This is a genomic window from Nonomuraea sp. NPDC050227, assembly GCF_044459705.1.
Lineage (GTDB): Bacteria > Actinomycetota > Actinomycetes > Streptosporangiales > Streptosporangiaceae > Nonomuraea.
The window spans coordinates 183,071-197,921 of the sequence record NZ_JBITJF010000009.1; the positions used below are offsets into that span (position 1 = coordinate 183,071).

Below are 14,851 nucleotides of genomic sequence, written 5' to 3' on the forward strand. Positions count from 1 at the left end.
AATTCTGACGAAAGGCTGCACCCATGATTAAGGCAGCTACGCTCCTCGCGCAGGAAGAAGGGGCGAACCCGCTCCTTCCGCACACGTTCGAGCTCGTCGTCGGTATCTTCTCGTTCCTCGTCGTCCTCCTCGTCGTCGGCAAGATTCTCGTTCCGCGCATCCAGAAGACTCTGGCCGAGCGGACCGACGCGATCGAGGGTGGCATCAAGAGGGCTGAGGAGGCCCAGGCCGAGGCGCAGAACCTCCAGCGGCAGTACGCGCAGCAGCTTGAGGAGGCCCGCCGCGAGGCCGGCCGGCTCCGTGAAGAGGCTCGCGAGCAGGCCGCGCAGATCAAGGCGGAGCTCCGCGAGGAGGCGCAGGCCGAGGCCCGTCGTCTCGTCGAGGCCGCGCACGCCCAGATCGAGGCCGACCGCGCCGCCGCGTTCGCGCAGCTCCGCACGGAGATCGGCCGTCTGTCCACCGAGCTGGCCGGCCGCATCGTCGGCGAGTCCCTGGAGGACGAGGTCCGCCAGAGCCGGATCGTGGACAGGTTCCTCGACGAGCTTGAGAGCAGCAACGCGCAGGCGGTGCGCTAATGCGAGGTCTGAGCAGGACCTCGTTGGCAGAGGTCGAGGAGCGCTTCAACGCGGTCGCGGGCAGCGCCGACCTCGGCGCGCTCTCCGACGAGTTGTTCGCCGTCGCGGATCTGCTCGACCGCGAGCACGGCCTGCGCCGCGCGCTGTCCGACCCGGCCAGGGCCGCCGAGCAGAAGGCGGGCACCGTCCGTGCCCTGCTCGGCGGCAAGGTCTCCGAGGCGGCCCTCGCCACGACCGAGGCCGCGGTCTCGGTCCGGTGGTCGCGCGCGGGTGACCTGGCCGACTCGCTCGAACGGCTCGGCGTCGTCGCCGCCGCCGCCGAGGCGGAGGGCCAGTCCAGGCTCGACGACGTCGAGGACGAGCTCTTCCGTTTCGGCCGTATCGTCGCCGCCAACCCCGACCTCCGACGCGCGCTCGCCGACGCGGCCGCGCCCGCGGAGGGCAAGCGGCAGCTGCTGAGCGACCTGCTCGGTGGCAAGGTGGCCCCCACCAGCCAGCGCCTGATCACGCAGCTGGCGGTGCACCCGCGAGGGCGTAGCCTGGAAGCGGGCTTGGAGGAGTTCGGCCAGCTCGTGGCCCAGCAGCGCCAGCGCCTGGTGGCGGTCGTGCGCAGCGCGGTCGAGCTGTCCGACGCGCAGAAGCAGCGACTGGCCGACTGGCTGCGCACCTCCTACGGTCGTGACGTGCACCTGAACGTCGAGGTGGACAAGCGAGTGCTCGGTGGGTTCTCGGTCCGCATCGGCGACGAGATGATCGACACCACGATCGTGGGACGAATTGAAGAAGTCCGCCGCCGGTTGGCCGGCTGAGGCGCAGTGAGCGCCGAATGAATAGGGAGACAGAGTAGAGATGGCGGAGCTTACGATCCGGCCGGACGAGATCCGGGACGCGCTTGAGCGCTTCGTCCAGGCGTACGAACCGGAAGGCGCCGCGCGCGAGGAGATCGGGACCGTCGTCGACGCCGGCGACGGCATTGCCCATGTCTCCGGCCTTCCCTCGGCGATGGCGAACGAGCTGCTCGAGTTCGAGGACGGCACGCGCGGCCTGGCCCTGAACCTCGACCCCCGAGAGATCGGCGTCGTGGTCCTGGGCGACTTCAGCAAGATCGAGGAGGGCCAGACGGTCCGCCGGACGGGCGAGGTCCTGTCCGTGCCGGTCGGCGACAACTTCCTCGGCCGTGTGGTCGACCCGCTCGGCAACCCCCTCGACGGCAAGGGCGCGATCGAGGCCGAGGGCCTGCGCGCCCTCGAACTGCAGGCGCCCTCGGTCGTCCAGCGGCAGCCGGTGAAGCAGCCGCTGCAGACCGGCATCAAGGCGATCGACGCCATGACGCCGATCGGCCGCGGCCAGCGCCAGCTGATCATCGGTGACCGTGGCACGGGCAAGACGGCCGTCGCCGTGGACACGATCATCAACCAGCGCGACAACTGGCTCTCGGGCGACCCCGAGAAGCAGGTTCGCTGCGTCTACGTCGCGGTCGGCCAGAAGGGCTCGACGATCGCCCAGGTGCGTTCCCGTCTCGAAGAGGCCGGCGCCCTGGAGTACACCACGATCGTCGCCGCCCCGGCCTCCGACCCGGCCGGTTACAAGTACATCTCCCCGTACACCGGTTCGGCCATCGGCCAGCACTGGATGTACCAGGGCAAGCACGTCCTCATCATCTTCGACGACCTCACCAAGCAGGCCGACGCCTACCGCGCCGTCTCGCTGCTGCTTCGCCGCCCGCCGGGCCGCGAGGCGTTCCCCGGTGACGTCTTCTACCTCCACTCCCGCCTGCTGGAGCGCTGCGCCAAGCTCTCCAGTGACATGGGCGGCGGCTCGATGACCGGTCTTCCGATCATCGAGACGAAGGGCAACGACGTGTCGGCGTTCATCCCGACCAACGTCATCTCCATCACCGACGGCCAGTGCTTCCTGGAGACCGACTACTTCAACGCCGGTATCCGTCCCGCCATCAACGTCGGTATCTCGGTCTCCCGAGTCGGTGGCTCGGCGCAGATCAAGGCGATGCGCAAGGTGGCCGGCACGCTGCGTCTGTCGCTGTCGCAGTACCGCGACCTGGAGGCCTTCGCGGCCTTCGCCTCCGACCTGGACGCGGCCTCCCGCGCCCAGCTGGAGCGCGGTCAGCGCCTGACCGAGCTGCTCATCCAGCCGCAGTACTCGCCGTTCCCCGTGGAGCGTCAGGTCGTGTCGGTGTGGGCGGGCACGACGGGTGAGCTCGACGAGGTTCCGGTCGAGGACATCCGCCGCTTCGAGCAGGAGTTCCTCGACTACCTGCAGAGCAGCCACAAGGGCATCTTCGACAGCATCCGCGAGACCAACGAGCTGTCCGACGATGCGGTGACCAGCCTCAAGGACGCCGTCACGGAGTTCAAGAAGGGCTTCACCACCTCCTCGGGCGAGCTCCTGGTCAAGGACGAGCCGGTGGCGCCGCTCGAAGCCGGCGAGGTCGGCCAGGAGAAGATCAAGAAGGTCGTCCGTCCGGCGACGGAGAAGTAGCTCATGGGTGCCCAGCTAAGGCTGCTGCGGCGGCGGATCAAGTCGGTCAAGTCGACCGCCAAGATCACGCGTGCCCAGGAGCTCATCGCCTCCTCGCGGATCGTGAAGGCGCAGATGCGGATGCAGGCGGCGCTGCCGTACGAGCGTGAGATCACTCGCGCCGTCACCGGCGTCGTCAGCAACGCGGCCAGCGTCGACCATCCGCTGACCGTGGCGAAGGAGAACCCCGCCAAGGCGGGCGTCCTCATCGTCACCAGCGACAGCGGGTTCTGTGGCGGCTTCAACGCCAACGTCCTGCGCGAGGCCGAGGCCCTGCGCGGGCTGCTGGAGAGCCGTGGCCTGACGGTGGTGCCGTTCGTCACCGGCCGGAAGGGTGTCACCTGGCACACCTTCCGCAACCGTACGATGGGCGGCCAGTGGGTCGGCTTCTCCAGGAAGCCGGCCTACGCCGACGCCAAGGAGATCGCGCAGACGCTGATCGACTCCTTCAAGGAAGAGGCGGGGATCGACGAGATCCACATCGTCTCGACCGAGTTCGTCTCGATGCTGACCCAGAACGTCGTGGTCAAGCGCGTGCTGCCGCTGGAGGTCGAGGAGACCGAGGCGACGGCCAGCGAGACGATCCCGCCGTACTTCGAGTTCGAGCCCACCGCGGGCGACGTGCTCGAATCGCTGCTGCCGCGCTATGTGGAGTCCCGCATCTTCACGGCGCTGCTGCAGTCGGCTGCTTCGGAGGAGGCCGCGCGCCGCCGCGCCATGAAGTCCGCCACGGACAACGCCAACGAGCTGATCCGCGTGTTCACCATGCAGATGAACCAGGCTCGCCAGGCCGAGATCACCCAGGAAATCAGCGAGATCGTCGGTGGCGCCAACGCGCTGGCTGACGCCGCAGCGGGGAAAGAGTGAAATGACTGCAGAGGCTGTTGAGACTGTTGAGCCCACGTCGGCCGGTGCCGGTCGTGTGGCCAGCGTCAAGGGGCCCGTCGTCGACGTGGAGTTCCCCGTCGAGGCGATGCCCGACATCTACAACGCGCTCAACGTCGAGGTGACCCTCGGCGGCGAGACCAAGACCCTGACCATGGAGGTCGCCCAGCACCTGGGTGACAACCTGGTCCGCGCCATCTCCATGCAGCCCACCGACGGCCTGGTCCGCGGTACGGCCGTCACCGACTCCGGCCACCCGATCTCGGTGCCCGTCGGCGACGTCGTCAAGGGTCACGTGTGGAACGCGCTCGGCGAGGCGCTCGACGTGCCGACCGCGTCGCTCCAGGTCACCGAGAAGTGGGGCATCCACCGGCCGTCCCCGCCCTTCGACCAGCTCGAGTCCCGTACCGAGATGCTGGTCACGGGTATCAAGGTCATCGACCTGCTCACCCCGTACGTGCAGGGTGGCAAGATCGGCCTGTTCGGTGGCGCCGGTGTGGGCAAGACGGTTCTCATCCAGGAGATGATCCGCCGTGTCGCCCGCAACTTCGGTGGCACCTCGGTGTTCGCCGGCGTCGGCGAGCGCACCCGTGAGGGCAACGACCTCTGGCTGGAGATGGAGGAGGCGGACGTCCTCAAGGACACCGCCCTCGTCTTCGGCCAGATGGACGAGCCGCCGGGCACCCGTCTGCGGGTGGCCCTGTCCGCGCTGACGATGGCGGAGTACTTCCGCGACGTGCAGAAGCAGGACGTGCTGCTGTTCATCGACAACATCTTCCGCTTCACGCAGGCGGGCTCGGAGGTCTCCACCCTCCTCGGCCGCATGCCGTCCGCGGTGGGTTACCAGCCGACGCTGGCCGACGAGATGGGTGTGCTCCAGGAGCGCATCACCTCGACGCGCGGTCACTCGATCACCTCCATGCAGGCGATCTACGTGCCCGCCGACGACATCACCGACCCGGCCCCGCACAACGCGTTCGCGCACCTCGACGCGCAGACCGTTCTGTCCCGGCCGATCTCGGAGAAGGGCATCTACCCCGCGGTGGACCCGCTCGACTCCACCTCCCGGATCCTCGACCCGCAGGTCGTGGGCGAGGAGCACTACCGGGTGGCCCAGGAGACCAAGCGGATCCTGCAGAAGTACCGCGAGCTCCAGGACATCATCGCGATCCTCGGTATCGACGAGCTGTCCGAAGAGGACAAGGTCACCGTGCAGCGGGCCCGTCGCATCGAGCGGTTCCTGTCGCACCCGATGTACGCCGCCGAGGCGTTCACCGGCCAGCCGGGCGAGAACGTCCCGCTGGACGAGACGATCGCCTCCTTCAAGGGCCTGTGCGCCGGCGAGTACGACCACCTGCCCGAGCAGGCGTTCTTCATGGTCGGCGGCATCGACCAGGCCGTGGCCAAGGCCAAGGAACTCGAGCGTCGCTGATCGCCCTACGGTAGCGGCACGGGTGGGAGAACCCGTGCCGCTACCTGATCGGAAAGGAACCTGACGAAGTGGCGAAGCTACGCGTAGGGGTTGTCTCACCCGAGCGTGAGATCTGGTCGGGCGAGGCCGACATGGTGATTGCCAAGACCGTTGACGGCGAGATCGGTATTATGCCGCAACACGCACCCGTGCTCGGCGTCCTCGTCGAGGGCGGCGTGCTGCGCGTCAAGCGGGAAGGTGAGCCCGAGCTCGTCGCGGCCGTTCACGGGGGGTTCATCTCCGTGGCCGATGATGAGGTGTCGGTGCTCGCCGAGGTCGCCGAGCTCGGTTCCGAGGTCGACGTCGCGGCCGCCCGAGACGCTCTCGACCGGGCTCAGGCCTCGATCGAGGCCAACCAGGAGGACGCCGACGCGGCGATCGAGGCGAAGCGGGCCAGGGCCCGGCTGCGCGCGGCGGGCGAAGAGGTTTAATACATACAACGGGATTCAGGGGGGCGGCCATGGTGGCGACGGTTTCGGTTTTGTTGTTGCTGCTGGTCGCCCTCGTGGTCCTTCGAGGGGTGACGCTCGCCCGTTCGCGCGGCAGCGTACCCTGCCGGCTGAAAGTGGGCAGCCGAGGGTGGCAGAGCGGGGTGGCCCGCTACGCCGACGGTGAGCTCCACTGGATTCCGCTCATGGGCGTCCGACTGAGGCCGCGCCACGCGATCGCGAGGCGCGGCCTCGTCGTTTCCGCCCGTCGTGAGATCGACGGCGGCCTCTACGCCGTCGACTGCGGCGGCACGACGCGCGGGTTGTCGCTGGCGATGAGCGCCGACGCCCTCACCGGCTTCCTCGCCTGGCTGGAGTCGGCGCCGCCCAGCGCGTACCTCGACGTCGCCTAGCGGGTGCCGCCGGGCTTCCAGAGGATCTCGTTGCCGCCGTGGGCGATCCGGCAGGCGATGAAGAGCAGGTCGGAGAGCCTGTTGAGGTATTTGGCGGTCAGCGGGTTGACGTCGTCGTGGGCCTCTAGCGCCGCCCACGTGGTGCGCTCGGCCCGGCGTACGGTCACCCGGGCCAGGTGCAGCGCGGCCGTGGCCGGGTCGCCGCCGGGCAGGATGAAGCTGCGCAGCGGCTGGAGCTCGGCGTTGAGCCGGTCGCACTGCTCCTCCAGCCGGTCGATGTAGGACTGCTCCACCCGCAGCGGCGGGAACTCCGGCTCGTCCACCACCGGCGTGGCCAGGTCGGCCCCCACGTCGAACAGCTCGTTCTGGATGCGCACGAGGAGCGCCACGAGGTCGGCGGACAGGGTGCCGTGGGACAGGGCCAGGCCCAGGCAGGCGTTGGCCTCCTCGACGTCGGCGTAGGCGGCCAGCCGGGTGTCGGTCTTGGCCGCGCGGCTCATGTCGCTCAGGTTCGTGGTGCCGTCGTCGCCCGTACGGGTGTAGATGCGGGAGAGGACGACGGGCTTGTCCTTGTCGGCACGCGTCATGAGCCCAGCGTAATGACAAATGTCATCCGAACGGGACGCGCTTTCCATGTCGCGTCCATGATTTCCACGACTACCAGGGCGAACGCCGCCAAAGCCACAATCTACTCATGACGAGAGAGAGGACCTGATGCTCGAGATCAGCGAGCTGCGCAAGCGCTTCGCGGGCGGTCCCGACAACCCCGGCGGCAAGATCGCCCTGGACGGGATCAGCTTCACGGTACGTCCGGGCGAGATGTACGGCTTCGTGGGCGCGAACGGTGCGGGCAAGACGACGACGATGCGTATCGTCATGGGCGTGCTCCAGGCCGACTCCGGTTCGGTGCGCTGGCGGGACCGCGCGCTGGGCTACGACGACCGCACGCGGTTCGGTTACATGCCCGAGGAGCGCGGGCTGTACCAGAAGATGCGGGTCAGCGAGCAGATCGAGTACTTCGGCCGGCTGCACGGGCTCGCCCCGGCGGCGGCGAAGAAGGCCGCCGACGAGCTCATCGAGCGGCTGGGGCTGACCGAGCGCAGGGGCGACGCGGTGCAGACGCTGTCGCTGGGCAACCAGCAGCGCGTGCAGCTCGCGGTGGCGCTGGTGCACGACCCCGAGGCGCTGGTCCTGGACGAGCCGTTCTCGGGGCTCGACCCTCTCGCCGTGGACGCCCTGGCCGGGGCGCTCCAGGAACGCTGCAGGAGCGGCGTGCCGGTGATCTTCTCCAGCCACCAGCTCGACCTGGTGGAGCGGCTGTGCGACTCGGTGGGCATCGTCTCCGGCGGCCGGATGGTCGCGACGGGCACGGTGGCCGAGCTGCGCGCCGCCGAGGGCGACACGTTGCGCGTGGAGGTCCGCAACCCGGCCCCGGGCTGGGCCGACGGCCTGCCGGGCACGGTGACCGTCCACGGCGACCTGCACACCCTGCGGACGACCGAGGGCGACGACCAGGAGATCCTGCGCCGCGCCATGAAGGCGGGCCGCGTCGAGCATTTCGGGGTCGAGCAGCCGACCCTCACCGAGATCTTCAAGGAGGCCGTGGCGTGAACGGACTGATGCTGGTCGCCCGCCGCGAGATCGTCACGCAGGTGCGCACGAAGACGTTCCTGGTCGGCCTGCTGGTGACCGCGCTGCTGGTGGCGGCCGTCTCCTTCGCGCCGAAGATCATGGGCGGGAACGACTCGTACACGCTGGGCACGGTCAACTCCCAGCAGCTCCCGCTGAAGGCCGCCGCGCCGGACGCCGAGTTCGAGTGGCGCTCCTACCCCGACGAGGCCGCGGCCAAGAAGGCCGTGCTGGCCGGTGACGTGGACGCGGTGCTGGTCAACGGCGACAAGGTGCTCACCGACGGCGAGATCGACAGCAAGCTCGGCGTGCTCATGCAGAGCACCAACCGGGAGATGCGGCTCGGCGCGGCCGGGGTGACGATCCCGCCGCTGCAGATGGTCTCCGTGGGCGTGGACACCCGCTACCAGGCGGCCAAGACCGGCATCGCCGTGGTGCTGGTGCTCGTCCTGTTCATGTTGCTCATGGGCCAGGTCATGATGGTGGCGATGGGCGTGGTGGAGGAGAAGGGCAGCAGGATCGTGGAGATCCTGCTCGCGGCGGTGCGCCCGTGGCAGCTGCTCGGCGGCAAGATCGTCGGGCTGGGCGTGCTCGGGCTGATCAACCTGCTCACCATCCTCGCCGTCGGCCTGGTCGCCACGTCGGTGTCGGGGTTCGCCGCGGACTTCCCGCCGGGCGTGCCGGGGCTGGTGGTCGCCGTCCTGGTCTGGTTCGTGCTCGGGTACGCCTTCTTCGCCACGCTCGCGGCCGCGTTCGCCTCGCTGGTCTCCCGCCAGGAGGAGGTGAGCAGCGTGATGTCGCCGCTGACCATGCTCATCATGGTCACCTACTTCGTGGCCTTCTACGCCACCAACGATCCCACGGGCACGCTGGCCACGGTGATGTCCTACATCCCGCCGTTCTCCTCGATGATCATGCCGGTCCGGATGGCGGCGGCCGACGTGCCGATGTGGCAGGTGGCGGCGTCCATGGCGGCGATGGCCGTGGCCGTGCTGGCGGTGTTGTCGTTCGGCGCCAAGGTCTACGAGCGGGCGGTGCTGCGCACGGGCGCCCGGCTGAAGCTCGGCGACGTGCTGCGCGCGGGCTAGATGGACGCGATCACGCGGGCGCGGCGGCTGGCCCGCCGGATGCTGAACTCGACGCTCGTGATCATGTGGATCTTCCTGATCGCGTCGACCGTGTTCAGCCTCGGCTCGGGCGCGGCCGGCTGGCCGCGCCTGCTGCTCGCGACGATCGCGGCGCTCGCCTTCAGCTGGCTCTACGTACGCGTCGTCGCCGCGGTCATGGAGCGCCGGTATCCCACGAGGGAGGTCGTGTGGACCGGCGCTCTGGCGTTCCTGGCGGCGGTGCTCGGCGGGGCCGACCCGATGGGCTGGGGGTTCGTGCCCATGGTCTGGCTGTCCGTGGTGGTGATCGGGCTGCCCGCGCGCCGGGCGCTGGCGCTGGGCGCGGCGACGTGCGCGGCCTGCGTCGGGCTCGGCGCACTGTCCGTGCTGGGCGGGACGGGCCTGCTGGCGCTGAGCGGTGACTCCTTCCTCGTCTCGCTGCTCGTCATCACCGCCCTCGACGTCGTGTGGGCCACGGCATTGCCCTGCACCAACAGGATGTGGGCCTGGATCTGGTCGCTGGCCGTGCAGGCCCACGACGGCCGCGAGGCGCACACCCGGCTGGCGCTGGCCGAGGAGCGGCTGCGCTTCGCCAGGGACCTGCACGACCTCGTCGGCCACCAGCTGTCCGCCATCGCCGTCAAGACCGAGCTGGCCGTGCGCCTGGCCGACGCCGACGGCAAGGCCGCCAGGGACGAGATGGCGGAGGTGAACACGCTGACCCGCAAGGCCCTGCGCGAGCTGCGCCAGGCCGTGCGCGGCTACCGCGAACTTGACTTGACCGCTGAGCTGAATAGCGTGAAGGGAGTGCTCGAAGCGGCCGGCGTCCGCTGCGAGGTGCGCCTGCCGCACCGCGAGCTGCCCCACGGCGTCGCGCCGGTGTTCGCCTACGCGGTGCGTGAGGCGGTCACGAACGTGCTGAAGCACAGCGCCGCGACCTTCTGCGACATCACCCTGCGCTTCACCGACCAGGAGGCGGAACTGGCGGTGCGCAACGACGGCGTGGCCCGTAGGCAGGCCGACGACCTGGGCAGCGGGCTGACCGGCATGGGCGAGCGGATGGCCGCCGTGGGCGGGCGCATGACGGCCCGTCCCACCGGCGACGGACAGTTCCTGCTGACGGCTGTCGTGTCACTCCCGATAGATGGGTAGGGGAGGAGAGCGGGGGTCTCGATCCCGGCGACCACACGCCGTGTGCGTGATTGAGGAGGTGGCATGCGCGTCCGGCGCAATCCACGAGGCCAGACGGTGCGGATCGGTGCCCGGCTCGACGCCGGCACGTCGGCCGGCGTGCGTGAGCGGCTGCACGCCGCGCTCGACGCCGGCGAGGGCGACCTCATCCTCGACCTCTCCAAGCTGGAGATGATCGACGCCACCGGGCTCGGGGTGCTGGTCGGAGCGCATCGGCGCGCGATCAGCGTGCAACGCCGCCTCGTTCTTCGGGGGGTGCCCCCGCGGATCATGCGGATCCTGGCGGTGACCCGGCTGAATCGGGTCCTGCTCGTCGAGGTTCCCGCGGCCGCGGTGGCCTGAGGTCACATATCGGGGCCGGGCGCCGATCAGCCGTCGCCCGTGCCCTTTCACGAGCCGAATATAGAAGGAATGTAGATTTCGGCCGGCCCGCTATCACGGGCGTGGGCACTCGGAAAGAACTGTGAAAGTGATTATTCTGTGACCCCATCACTGCGGGTAATCGGCGGGTCACGACGGACTGAGGCTGCGGATGAAGATGTGCACCGCCACCTCGACCAGATCGTCGATGGCGGGCTGCTGGTCGGCCAGTATCCATTCGATCAGCAGCTCTTGCAGCGCGCCAATTACGCCAAGTGCCACCAGGCGCCGTTTCAGCGAGCGGGCCTGCGGGAAATCCGCCGACGCCTCCTCCACGAGCCGGGCGAAGGAGTCCACCGCCCGCTGACGCGAGGCTGTCAGGACGTCACCCGACCTGCGCACCTCCAGGTGCATGATGCGGGCCCGCCGCCAGTCGGCGGCGGCGAACTCGATATAGGCGCGAATCCCCGCCTTGACTCTTCCGTCAAGCGTGCCCGGCGCCTCCTGTAACGCTTTGGCCACAACCGCGAGGCTTTCCTCCACGCACCGCTCGTGCAGCGCCTGGAGCAACTCCTCGCGGCCGCCGAAACATTCGTAGAAGGCGCGGTTGGAGATCCGCGCCTCCGAGCACAATCTTTCGATGGTCGTCGCCGCGAAACCTGGTTTCGCGTATAGCGTGTAGGCGGCCGTCATCAGCCGCTCGCGTCTGTCCGCCAGCCTTTGCTCAGCCGACATTCCCCGGTAAGACCGGTTCACATTCCACCCGTCCAACATGATCGTGGCCCCCAGAGCACACAATTATGGACGGATGATCGGATTTGGGAAAGAGTGCGATGATTATCTTTTACGTCGGCCGTGCAAGAACGTGACAAGCCTGATCAGTCGCTCAAGCTCGTCGGGCCCCCTCCTGAAGGAGGTCAGGTTCATGCCGGGCAGGGCGAAGCGCTGGCGGGAGACCGCCTTCGGCCTGGTGAACTCGCGTAGGCCGTCGGCTCCGTGGATGCGGCCGAACCCCGAGTCGCCGACCCCGCCGAACGGCAGCGCGGGCACCCCGGCGAAGGAGATGACCGAGTTGACGGCGGTCATCCCGGTACGCATCGCCCGCGCGAGCCGCGTCGCCCGGCGGGCGTCCCGCGAGAAGATCGTGCCCGCCAGCCCGTACGCCGAGGCGTTGGCCAGCTCCAGCGCCTCCTGTGCGTCGCGGGTGCGCCGGACGGTGATCGTCGGCCCGAACGTCTCCTCGCGCACGGCCGGGGAGTCCTCGGGCACGTCCGCCACGATGACCGGGTCGACGAACGGGGCCCGGACCGAGCCTGGGCCGCCGGTCACCACTTTTCCGGACTTGGTGGCGTCGTCGATGTGCCGCCGGATGATGTCGATCTGGGCGGGCATGGTGATCGGGCCGTAGTCCTGGCCGGCCTTGACCTCGGCGGCCCGCTCCGACAGCTCCCGCATGAACGGCTCGTACACCGCGTCCACCACGTAGACCCGCTCGACGCCCGCGCAGGTCTGGCCCGCGTTCGACATCGCGCCCCACAGGCAGGCGTCGGCCGCGGCGGGCAGGTCGGCGTCGGCGTCCACGATGAAGGCGTCCTTGCCGCCGCACTCGGCCACGAGGGGCGTGAGGTTCTCCGCGCACGCCGCCATGACCCGCTTGGCGGTGGCGGTCGAGCCGGTGAAGGCCACCTTCCGCACCCGGGGGTCGGCGGCCAGCGCCGCGCCGGTCTCGCCGAGCCCGGTCACCGTCTGCAACACCGGCTGCTCGGGCACCGACTCGGCGAACAGCTCCGCCAGCCGCACGCCCACGCCCGGGGTGAGCTCGCTGGGCTTGAACACGACCGCGTTGCCGGCGGCCAGCGCGTACGCGATGGACCCCATGGGGGTGAACACCGGGTAGTTCCACGGGCCGATCACGCCGACCACGCCGAGCGGCAGGTATTCCAGGGTGGCGGCCAGGTTGAGCCCCAACATGCCGGTCGCCACGCGGCGGCGGCCCAGCACCTTGGCGGCGTTGCGGGCCGCCCAGTCGAGGTGCGTGACGGCCAGCACGATCTCCAGCGTGGCGTCGCCCACCGGCTTGCCGGTCTCCTCGTGCACCAGCGCGGCCAGCTCCCGCAGGCGCCGCGTGAGGACCGCCTTGTAGTCGAGCAGGCGGCGCCTGCGCTCGCCCGCGGGCAGGGCCGCCCACCACTCCGCGGCCGTCTCGGCCCTGGTCACGGCCTCGCGCACGGCCTGGGCGTCGTTCTTGGGGTGACTGCCGACGACCTCGCCGGTAGCCGGGTTCAGTGAGTCGAAGGTCAGCGTGGTCATGGCGTCACGATAAACCGGTAAGCCGTCGCTTACTAGCTCCGGGGTGGGCGCAGCATCCCCCACACCGGCGGCCCGTCCGGCAGCGTGAACCGCTCGGTGACCGCGAACCCGAACCGCTCGTAGAAGGGCACGTTCGACTCCTTGCTGCTCTCCAGGTAGACGGGCAGGCCGCCGCACCTGGCCAGGCCCGCGCGCAGCAGCGCGCCGCCCACGCCGGTGCCCTGGAGCTCGGGCACGGTGCCGAGCTGGGCCAGATACCAGTAGGGGCCTTCCGGCTTGTGCCGGGCGAACTCCTCCTCCAGCAGCAGGCCCTGGCGCACCCGGTCGCCCATGGCCGCCACCAGGCCGGGCACGCCCGCCTCCGCGTCGGGCCGGTGGCCCGGCGGGTCCCACAGCGCGGCCCCCGCCACGGCGCCGCCCCCGCTGAGCGCCGTATCGGTGAACGCGTGCAGGTGACGGGCGATCGTGGTGAACATCCCCGCCGCGCCGCGGCCGCCGGGCAGCAGCCAGCCGACCACCGGATCGTCGTGGAAGGCCCTGGCCAGCGCGTCGCCGGCGGCGTCGAAGTCGTCGGACTGCCTGATCTCCACCGGTCAGCCCTCCGCGAACCACGAGCCGTGGAAGCCCGCCGGCACCCGCCTGGGCAGCCGCACCGACGCGACGCCGGACAGGTCGCTCGCGTCCAGCACCAGCAGCTCGGACGATCCCCCGGAGGTGACGATCGACAGCAGCCACCCCTCGTCCTCGCCCGCGGCACCCTCGGCCGGCACGAACACGGCCTCGCCGGTGGCCCCGCCGGTCTTCCTGACCTGGGCGGAGCCGTCGCGCAGGTCGTACTTGACGACGGCGTCGGCGCCCACCGTGTACAGGTGGCGGCTGGGCCGGCCGAGCAGGTCCTCGTTGAACGTGGGGAACTCCACGCCGCGGTCGTCCAGCGCCTCCTCCGTGGCCGTGCCGGTGGCCGGGTCGAGGGTCCAGCGGTGCAGGGCGGCCGCGCCGGCGGCGCCCGCGTGCCGGGCCGGGTCGGCGGCGCCGCCGATCCTCTTCCAGACGGCCGACCACGCGCCGGGGGAGTAGCGGGCGGCGTTCAGGACGACGCGCCCCCGCTCGTCCTCCCAGGCGTTGCCGACGTGGAAGACGTAGCAGGGGTCGACGTCGAACCAGCGGGTCGGGCCGCCCGTCCGGGGGGTGACGCCGATCCTGGCGCCGTAGTCGTCCTCCCACGCGTACGGCATGCCGCGGCGGTTCAGGTCGAACACCACCGGCAGGTCCAGCCAGAGCAGGTGGTGCTCGGTGACGGCGAAGTCGTGCATCATCGTCGGCCCAGGCACCTCGATCTCCCTGCTCTCCACCAGCTCGCCGGCGGCCGAGAGCCGGTGGTAGGTGAGGAACGGCGGGAAGTACCCGTAGCCGAAGAAGTGCAGCTCGCCGGTGAGCGGGTCGTGCTTGGGGTGGGCGGTCATCGCGGTGGTCAGCCGTCCGCCGAAGTCGCACGGGCCCACGGTGGCCAGCTCGGGCGTCACCTCGTGCGGCAGGCCGTTCTCCACGAGCGCCAGGATGCGCCCGGCGTGCCGGACGACGTGCGTGTTGGCGGTCACCGCGGCGAGATCGACGCCGGTGTCGGAGACGAACGGCGCGTCGTCGGTGAACTTGCTGGTCCGCACCCACCGGTTGCGGTACCACTCGGCCCGCCCGTCCCGCAGCCGGACGCCGTGCAGCATGCCGTGCCCGGCGAACCAGTGGCCGGGATCCTCGCCCGGCCGCGGGTTGGGCCCGTTGCGGAAGTAACGCCCGGTCAGCTCGGCGGGCAGCGCGCCCGTGACCTCCAGGTCGTGCGCCTCGATCTCGTCGGGGACGGGCGCCAGGTCGCCGCTGAGATACGCGGGAACGTCCATGAACACTCCAATCTCGATAGGTCGAAACTAGAACGTCCAGAAGAGACGTG

The 14,851-nt window shown here is 70.0% G+C and carries 16 protein-coding genes; 11 read left to right on the forward strand and 5 right to left on the reverse strand.

Going from position 1 to position 14,851, the window contains the following annotated elements; translation table 11 throughout:
- Positions 1 to 23: 23 nt before the first annotated feature.
- The 7 genes from ACIBK9_RS32140 (at position 24) to ACIBK9_RS32170 (ending at position 6,310) form a co-directional block, all read left to right on the forward strand.
- The gene (locus ACIBK9_RS32140) at positions 24 to 575 is read left to right on the forward strand and encodes a F0F1 ATP synthase subunit B (protein WP_352320415.1); all 552 of its coding nucleotides are present in this window, start codon (positions 24 to 26) and stop codon (positions 573 to 575) included.
- The gene (locus tag ACIBK9_RS32145) at positions 575 to 1,384 is read left to right on the forward strand and encodes a F0F1 ATP synthase subunit delta (protein ID WP_397162460.1); all 810 of its coding nucleotides are present in this window, start codon (positions 575 to 577) and stop codon (positions 1,382 to 1,384) included. The genes ACIBK9_RS32140 and ACIBK9_RS32145 overlap by 1 nt, the downstream gene beginning before the upstream one ends.
- 40 nt (positions 1,385 to 1,424) lie before the next feature.
- Complete coding sequence (atpA, locus tag ACIBK9_RS32150) at positions 1,425 to 3,074, forward strand: F0F1 ATP synthase subunit alpha (protein ID WP_397162461.1); 1,650 nt, start codon at positions 1,425 to 1,427, stop codon at positions 3,072 to 3,074.
- A 3-nt stretch (positions 3,075 to 3,077) separates the two neighbouring features.
- Positions 3,078 to 3,980, forward strand: a complete 903-nt coding sequence (locus ACIBK9_RS32155; protein WP_358283441.1) for a F0F1 ATP synthase subunit gamma — start codon at positions 3,078 to 3,080, stop codon at positions 3,978 to 3,980.
- A gap of 1 nt (position 3,981) precedes the next feature.
- Complete coding sequence (gene atpD / locus ACIBK9_RS32160; protein WP_358283443.1) at positions 3,982 to 5,430, forward strand: F0F1 ATP synthase subunit beta; 1,449 nt, start codon at positions 3,982 to 3,984, stop codon at positions 5,428 to 5,430.
- A gap of 68 nt (positions 5,431 to 5,498) precedes the next feature.
- Entirely contained in the window at positions 5,499 to 5,900 is a 402-nt protein-coding gene (locus tag ACIBK9_RS32165) for a F0F1 ATP synthase subunit epsilon (RefSeq protein WP_080042501.1), read from the forward strand.
- A 29-nt stretch (positions 5,901 to 5,929) separates the two neighbouring features.
- On the forward strand, positions 5,930 to 6,310 hold the full coding sequence (locus ACIBK9_RS32170) for a DUF2550 domain-containing protein (RefSeq protein WP_358283445.1): 381 nt from the start codon (positions 5,930 to 5,932) through the stop codon (positions 6,308 to 6,310).
- Here ACIBK9_RS32170 and ACIBK9_RS32175 read toward each other — a convergent pair.
- Positions 6,307 to 6,897, reverse strand: a complete 591-nt coding sequence (locus tag ACIBK9_RS32175; protein WP_358283447.1) for a cob(I)yrinic acid a,c-diamide adenosyltransferase — start codon at positions 6,895 to 6,897, stop codon at positions 6,307 to 6,309. The genes ACIBK9_RS32170 and ACIBK9_RS32175 overlap by 4 nt on opposite strands.
- 127 nt (positions 6,898 to 7,024) lie before the next feature.
- On the opposite strand from ACIBK9_RS32175, the gene ACIBK9_RS32180 reads away from it, so the two are divergent.
- The 4 genes from ACIBK9_RS32180 (at position 7,025) to ACIBK9_RS32195 (ending at position 10,578) form a co-directional block, all read left to right on the forward strand.
- Positions 7,025 to 7,921 carry an ABC transporter ATP-binding protein gene (locus ACIBK9_RS32180; RefSeq protein ID WP_397162462.1) on the forward strand — a complete coding sequence of 299 codons (897 nt, stop codon included), beginning with the start codon at positions 7,025 to 7,027 and terminating at the stop codon, positions 7,919 to 7,921.
- Positions 7,918 to 9,027 (forward strand): ABC transporter permease, encoded by a 1,110-nt coding sequence (locus ACIBK9_RS32185; RefSeq protein ID WP_397162463.1) that lies wholly within the window; start codon positions 7,918 to 7,920, stop codon positions 9,025 to 9,027. Before ACIBK9_RS32180 ends, ACIBK9_RS32185 begins: the two co-directional genes overlap by 4 nt.
- Positions 9,028 to 10,197: a sensor histidine kinase gene (locus tag ACIBK9_RS32190; RefSeq protein WP_397162464.1), complete on the forward strand. Its 1,170-nt coding sequence runs from the start codon at positions 9,028 to 9,030 to the stop codon at positions 10,195 to 10,197.
- Between the two features lie 63 nt (positions 10,198 to 10,260).
- On the forward strand, positions 10,261 to 10,578 hold the full coding sequence (locus ACIBK9_RS32195; RefSeq protein WP_352350014.1) for an STAS domain-containing protein: 318 nt from the start codon (positions 10,261 to 10,263) through the stop codon (positions 10,576 to 10,578).
- A 168-nt stretch (positions 10,579 to 10,746) separates the two neighbouring features.
- On the opposite strand, the gene ACIBK9_RS32200 is transcribed toward ACIBK9_RS32195, so the two are convergent.
- The 4 genes from ACIBK9_RS32200 to ACIBK9_RS32215 form a co-directional block, all read right to left on the reverse strand.
- Positions 10,747 to 11,289, reverse strand: a complete 543-nt coding sequence (locus ACIBK9_RS32200; RefSeq protein ID WP_358283455.1) for a TetR/AcrR family transcriptional regulator — start codon at positions 11,287 to 11,289, stop codon at positions 10,747 to 10,749.
- Positions 11,290 to 11,433: 144 nt separating this feature from the next.
- Complete coding sequence (locus ACIBK9_RS32205; protein ID WP_387667993.1) at positions 11,434 to 12,906, reverse strand: aldehyde dehydrogenase family protein; 1,473 nt, start codon at positions 12,904 to 12,906, stop codon at positions 11,434 to 11,436.
- Positions 12,907 to 12,938: 32 nt separating this feature from the next.
- Complete coding sequence (locus ACIBK9_RS32210; protein ID WP_397162465.1) at positions 12,939 to 13,496, reverse strand: GNAT family N-acetyltransferase; 558 nt, start codon at positions 13,494 to 13,496, stop codon at positions 12,939 to 12,941.
- 3 nt (positions 13,497 to 13,499) lie between these two features.
- Positions 13,500 to 14,801: a carotenoid oxygenase family protein gene (locus ACIBK9_RS32215; RefSeq protein WP_397162466.1), complete on the reverse strand. Its 1,302-nt coding sequence runs from the start codon at positions 14,799 to 14,801 to the stop codon at positions 13,500 to 13,502.
- Positions 14,802 to 14,851 lie beyond the last annotated feature (50 nt).

Excerpts from the sequence above, each read along its gene's own strand:
- ACIBK9_RS32155 (WP_358283441.1), top strand. The coding sequence starts at position 3,078 with ATGGGTGCCCAGCTAAGGCTGCTGCGGCGGCGGATCAAGTCGGTCAAG.
- ACIBK9_RS32190 (WP_397162464.1), top strand. The coding sequence starts at position 9,028 with ATGGACGCGATCACGCGGGCGCGGCGGCTGGCCCGCCGGATGCTGAAC.
- ACIBK9_RS32145 (WP_397162460.1), top strand. The coding sequence starts at position 575 with ATGCGAGGTCTGAGCAGGACCTCGTTGGCAGAGGTCGAGGAGCGCTTC.
- ACIBK9_RS32195 (WP_352350014.1), top strand. The coding sequence starts at position 10,261 with ATGCGCGTCCGGCGCAATCCACGAGGCCAGACGGTGCGGATCGGTGCC.
- ACIBK9_RS32180 (WP_397162462.1), top strand. The coding sequence starts at position 7,025 with ATGCTCGAGATCAGCGAGCTGCGCAAGCGCTTCGCGGGCGGTCCCGAC.
- ACIBK9_RS32205 (WP_387667993.1), bottom strand. The coding sequence starts at position 12,906 with ATGACCACGCTGACCTTCGACTCACTGAACCCGGCTACCGGCGAGGTC.
- ACIBK9_RS32170 (WP_358283445.1), top strand. The coding sequence starts at position 5,930 with ATGGTGGCGACGGTTTCGGTTTTGTTGTTGCTGCTGGTCGCCCTCGTG.
- ACIBK9_RS32200 (WP_358283455.1), bottom strand. The coding sequence starts at position 11,289 with ATGACGGCCGCCTACACGCTATACGCGAAACCAGGTTTCGCGGCGACG.
- ACIBK9_RS32215 (WP_397162466.1), bottom strand. The coding sequence starts at position 14,801 with ATGGACGTTCCCGCGTATCTCAGCGGCGACCTGGCGCCCGTCCCCGAC.
- atpA (WP_397162461.1), top strand. The coding sequence starts at position 1,425 with ATGGCGGAGCTTACGATCCGGCCGGACGAGATCCGGGACGCGCTTGAG.
- ACIBK9_RS32175 (WP_358283447.1), bottom strand. The coding sequence starts at position 6,897 with ATGACGCGTGCCGACAAGGACAAGCCCGTCGTCCTCTCCCGCATCTAC.
- ACIBK9_RS32140 (WP_352320415.1), top strand. The coding sequence starts at position 24 with ATGATTAAGGCAGCTACGCTCCTCGCGCAGGAAGAAGGGGCGAACCCG.
- atpD (WP_358283443.1), top strand. The coding sequence starts at position 3,982 with ATGACTGCAGAGGCTGTTGAGACTGTTGAGCCCACGTCGGCCGGTGCC.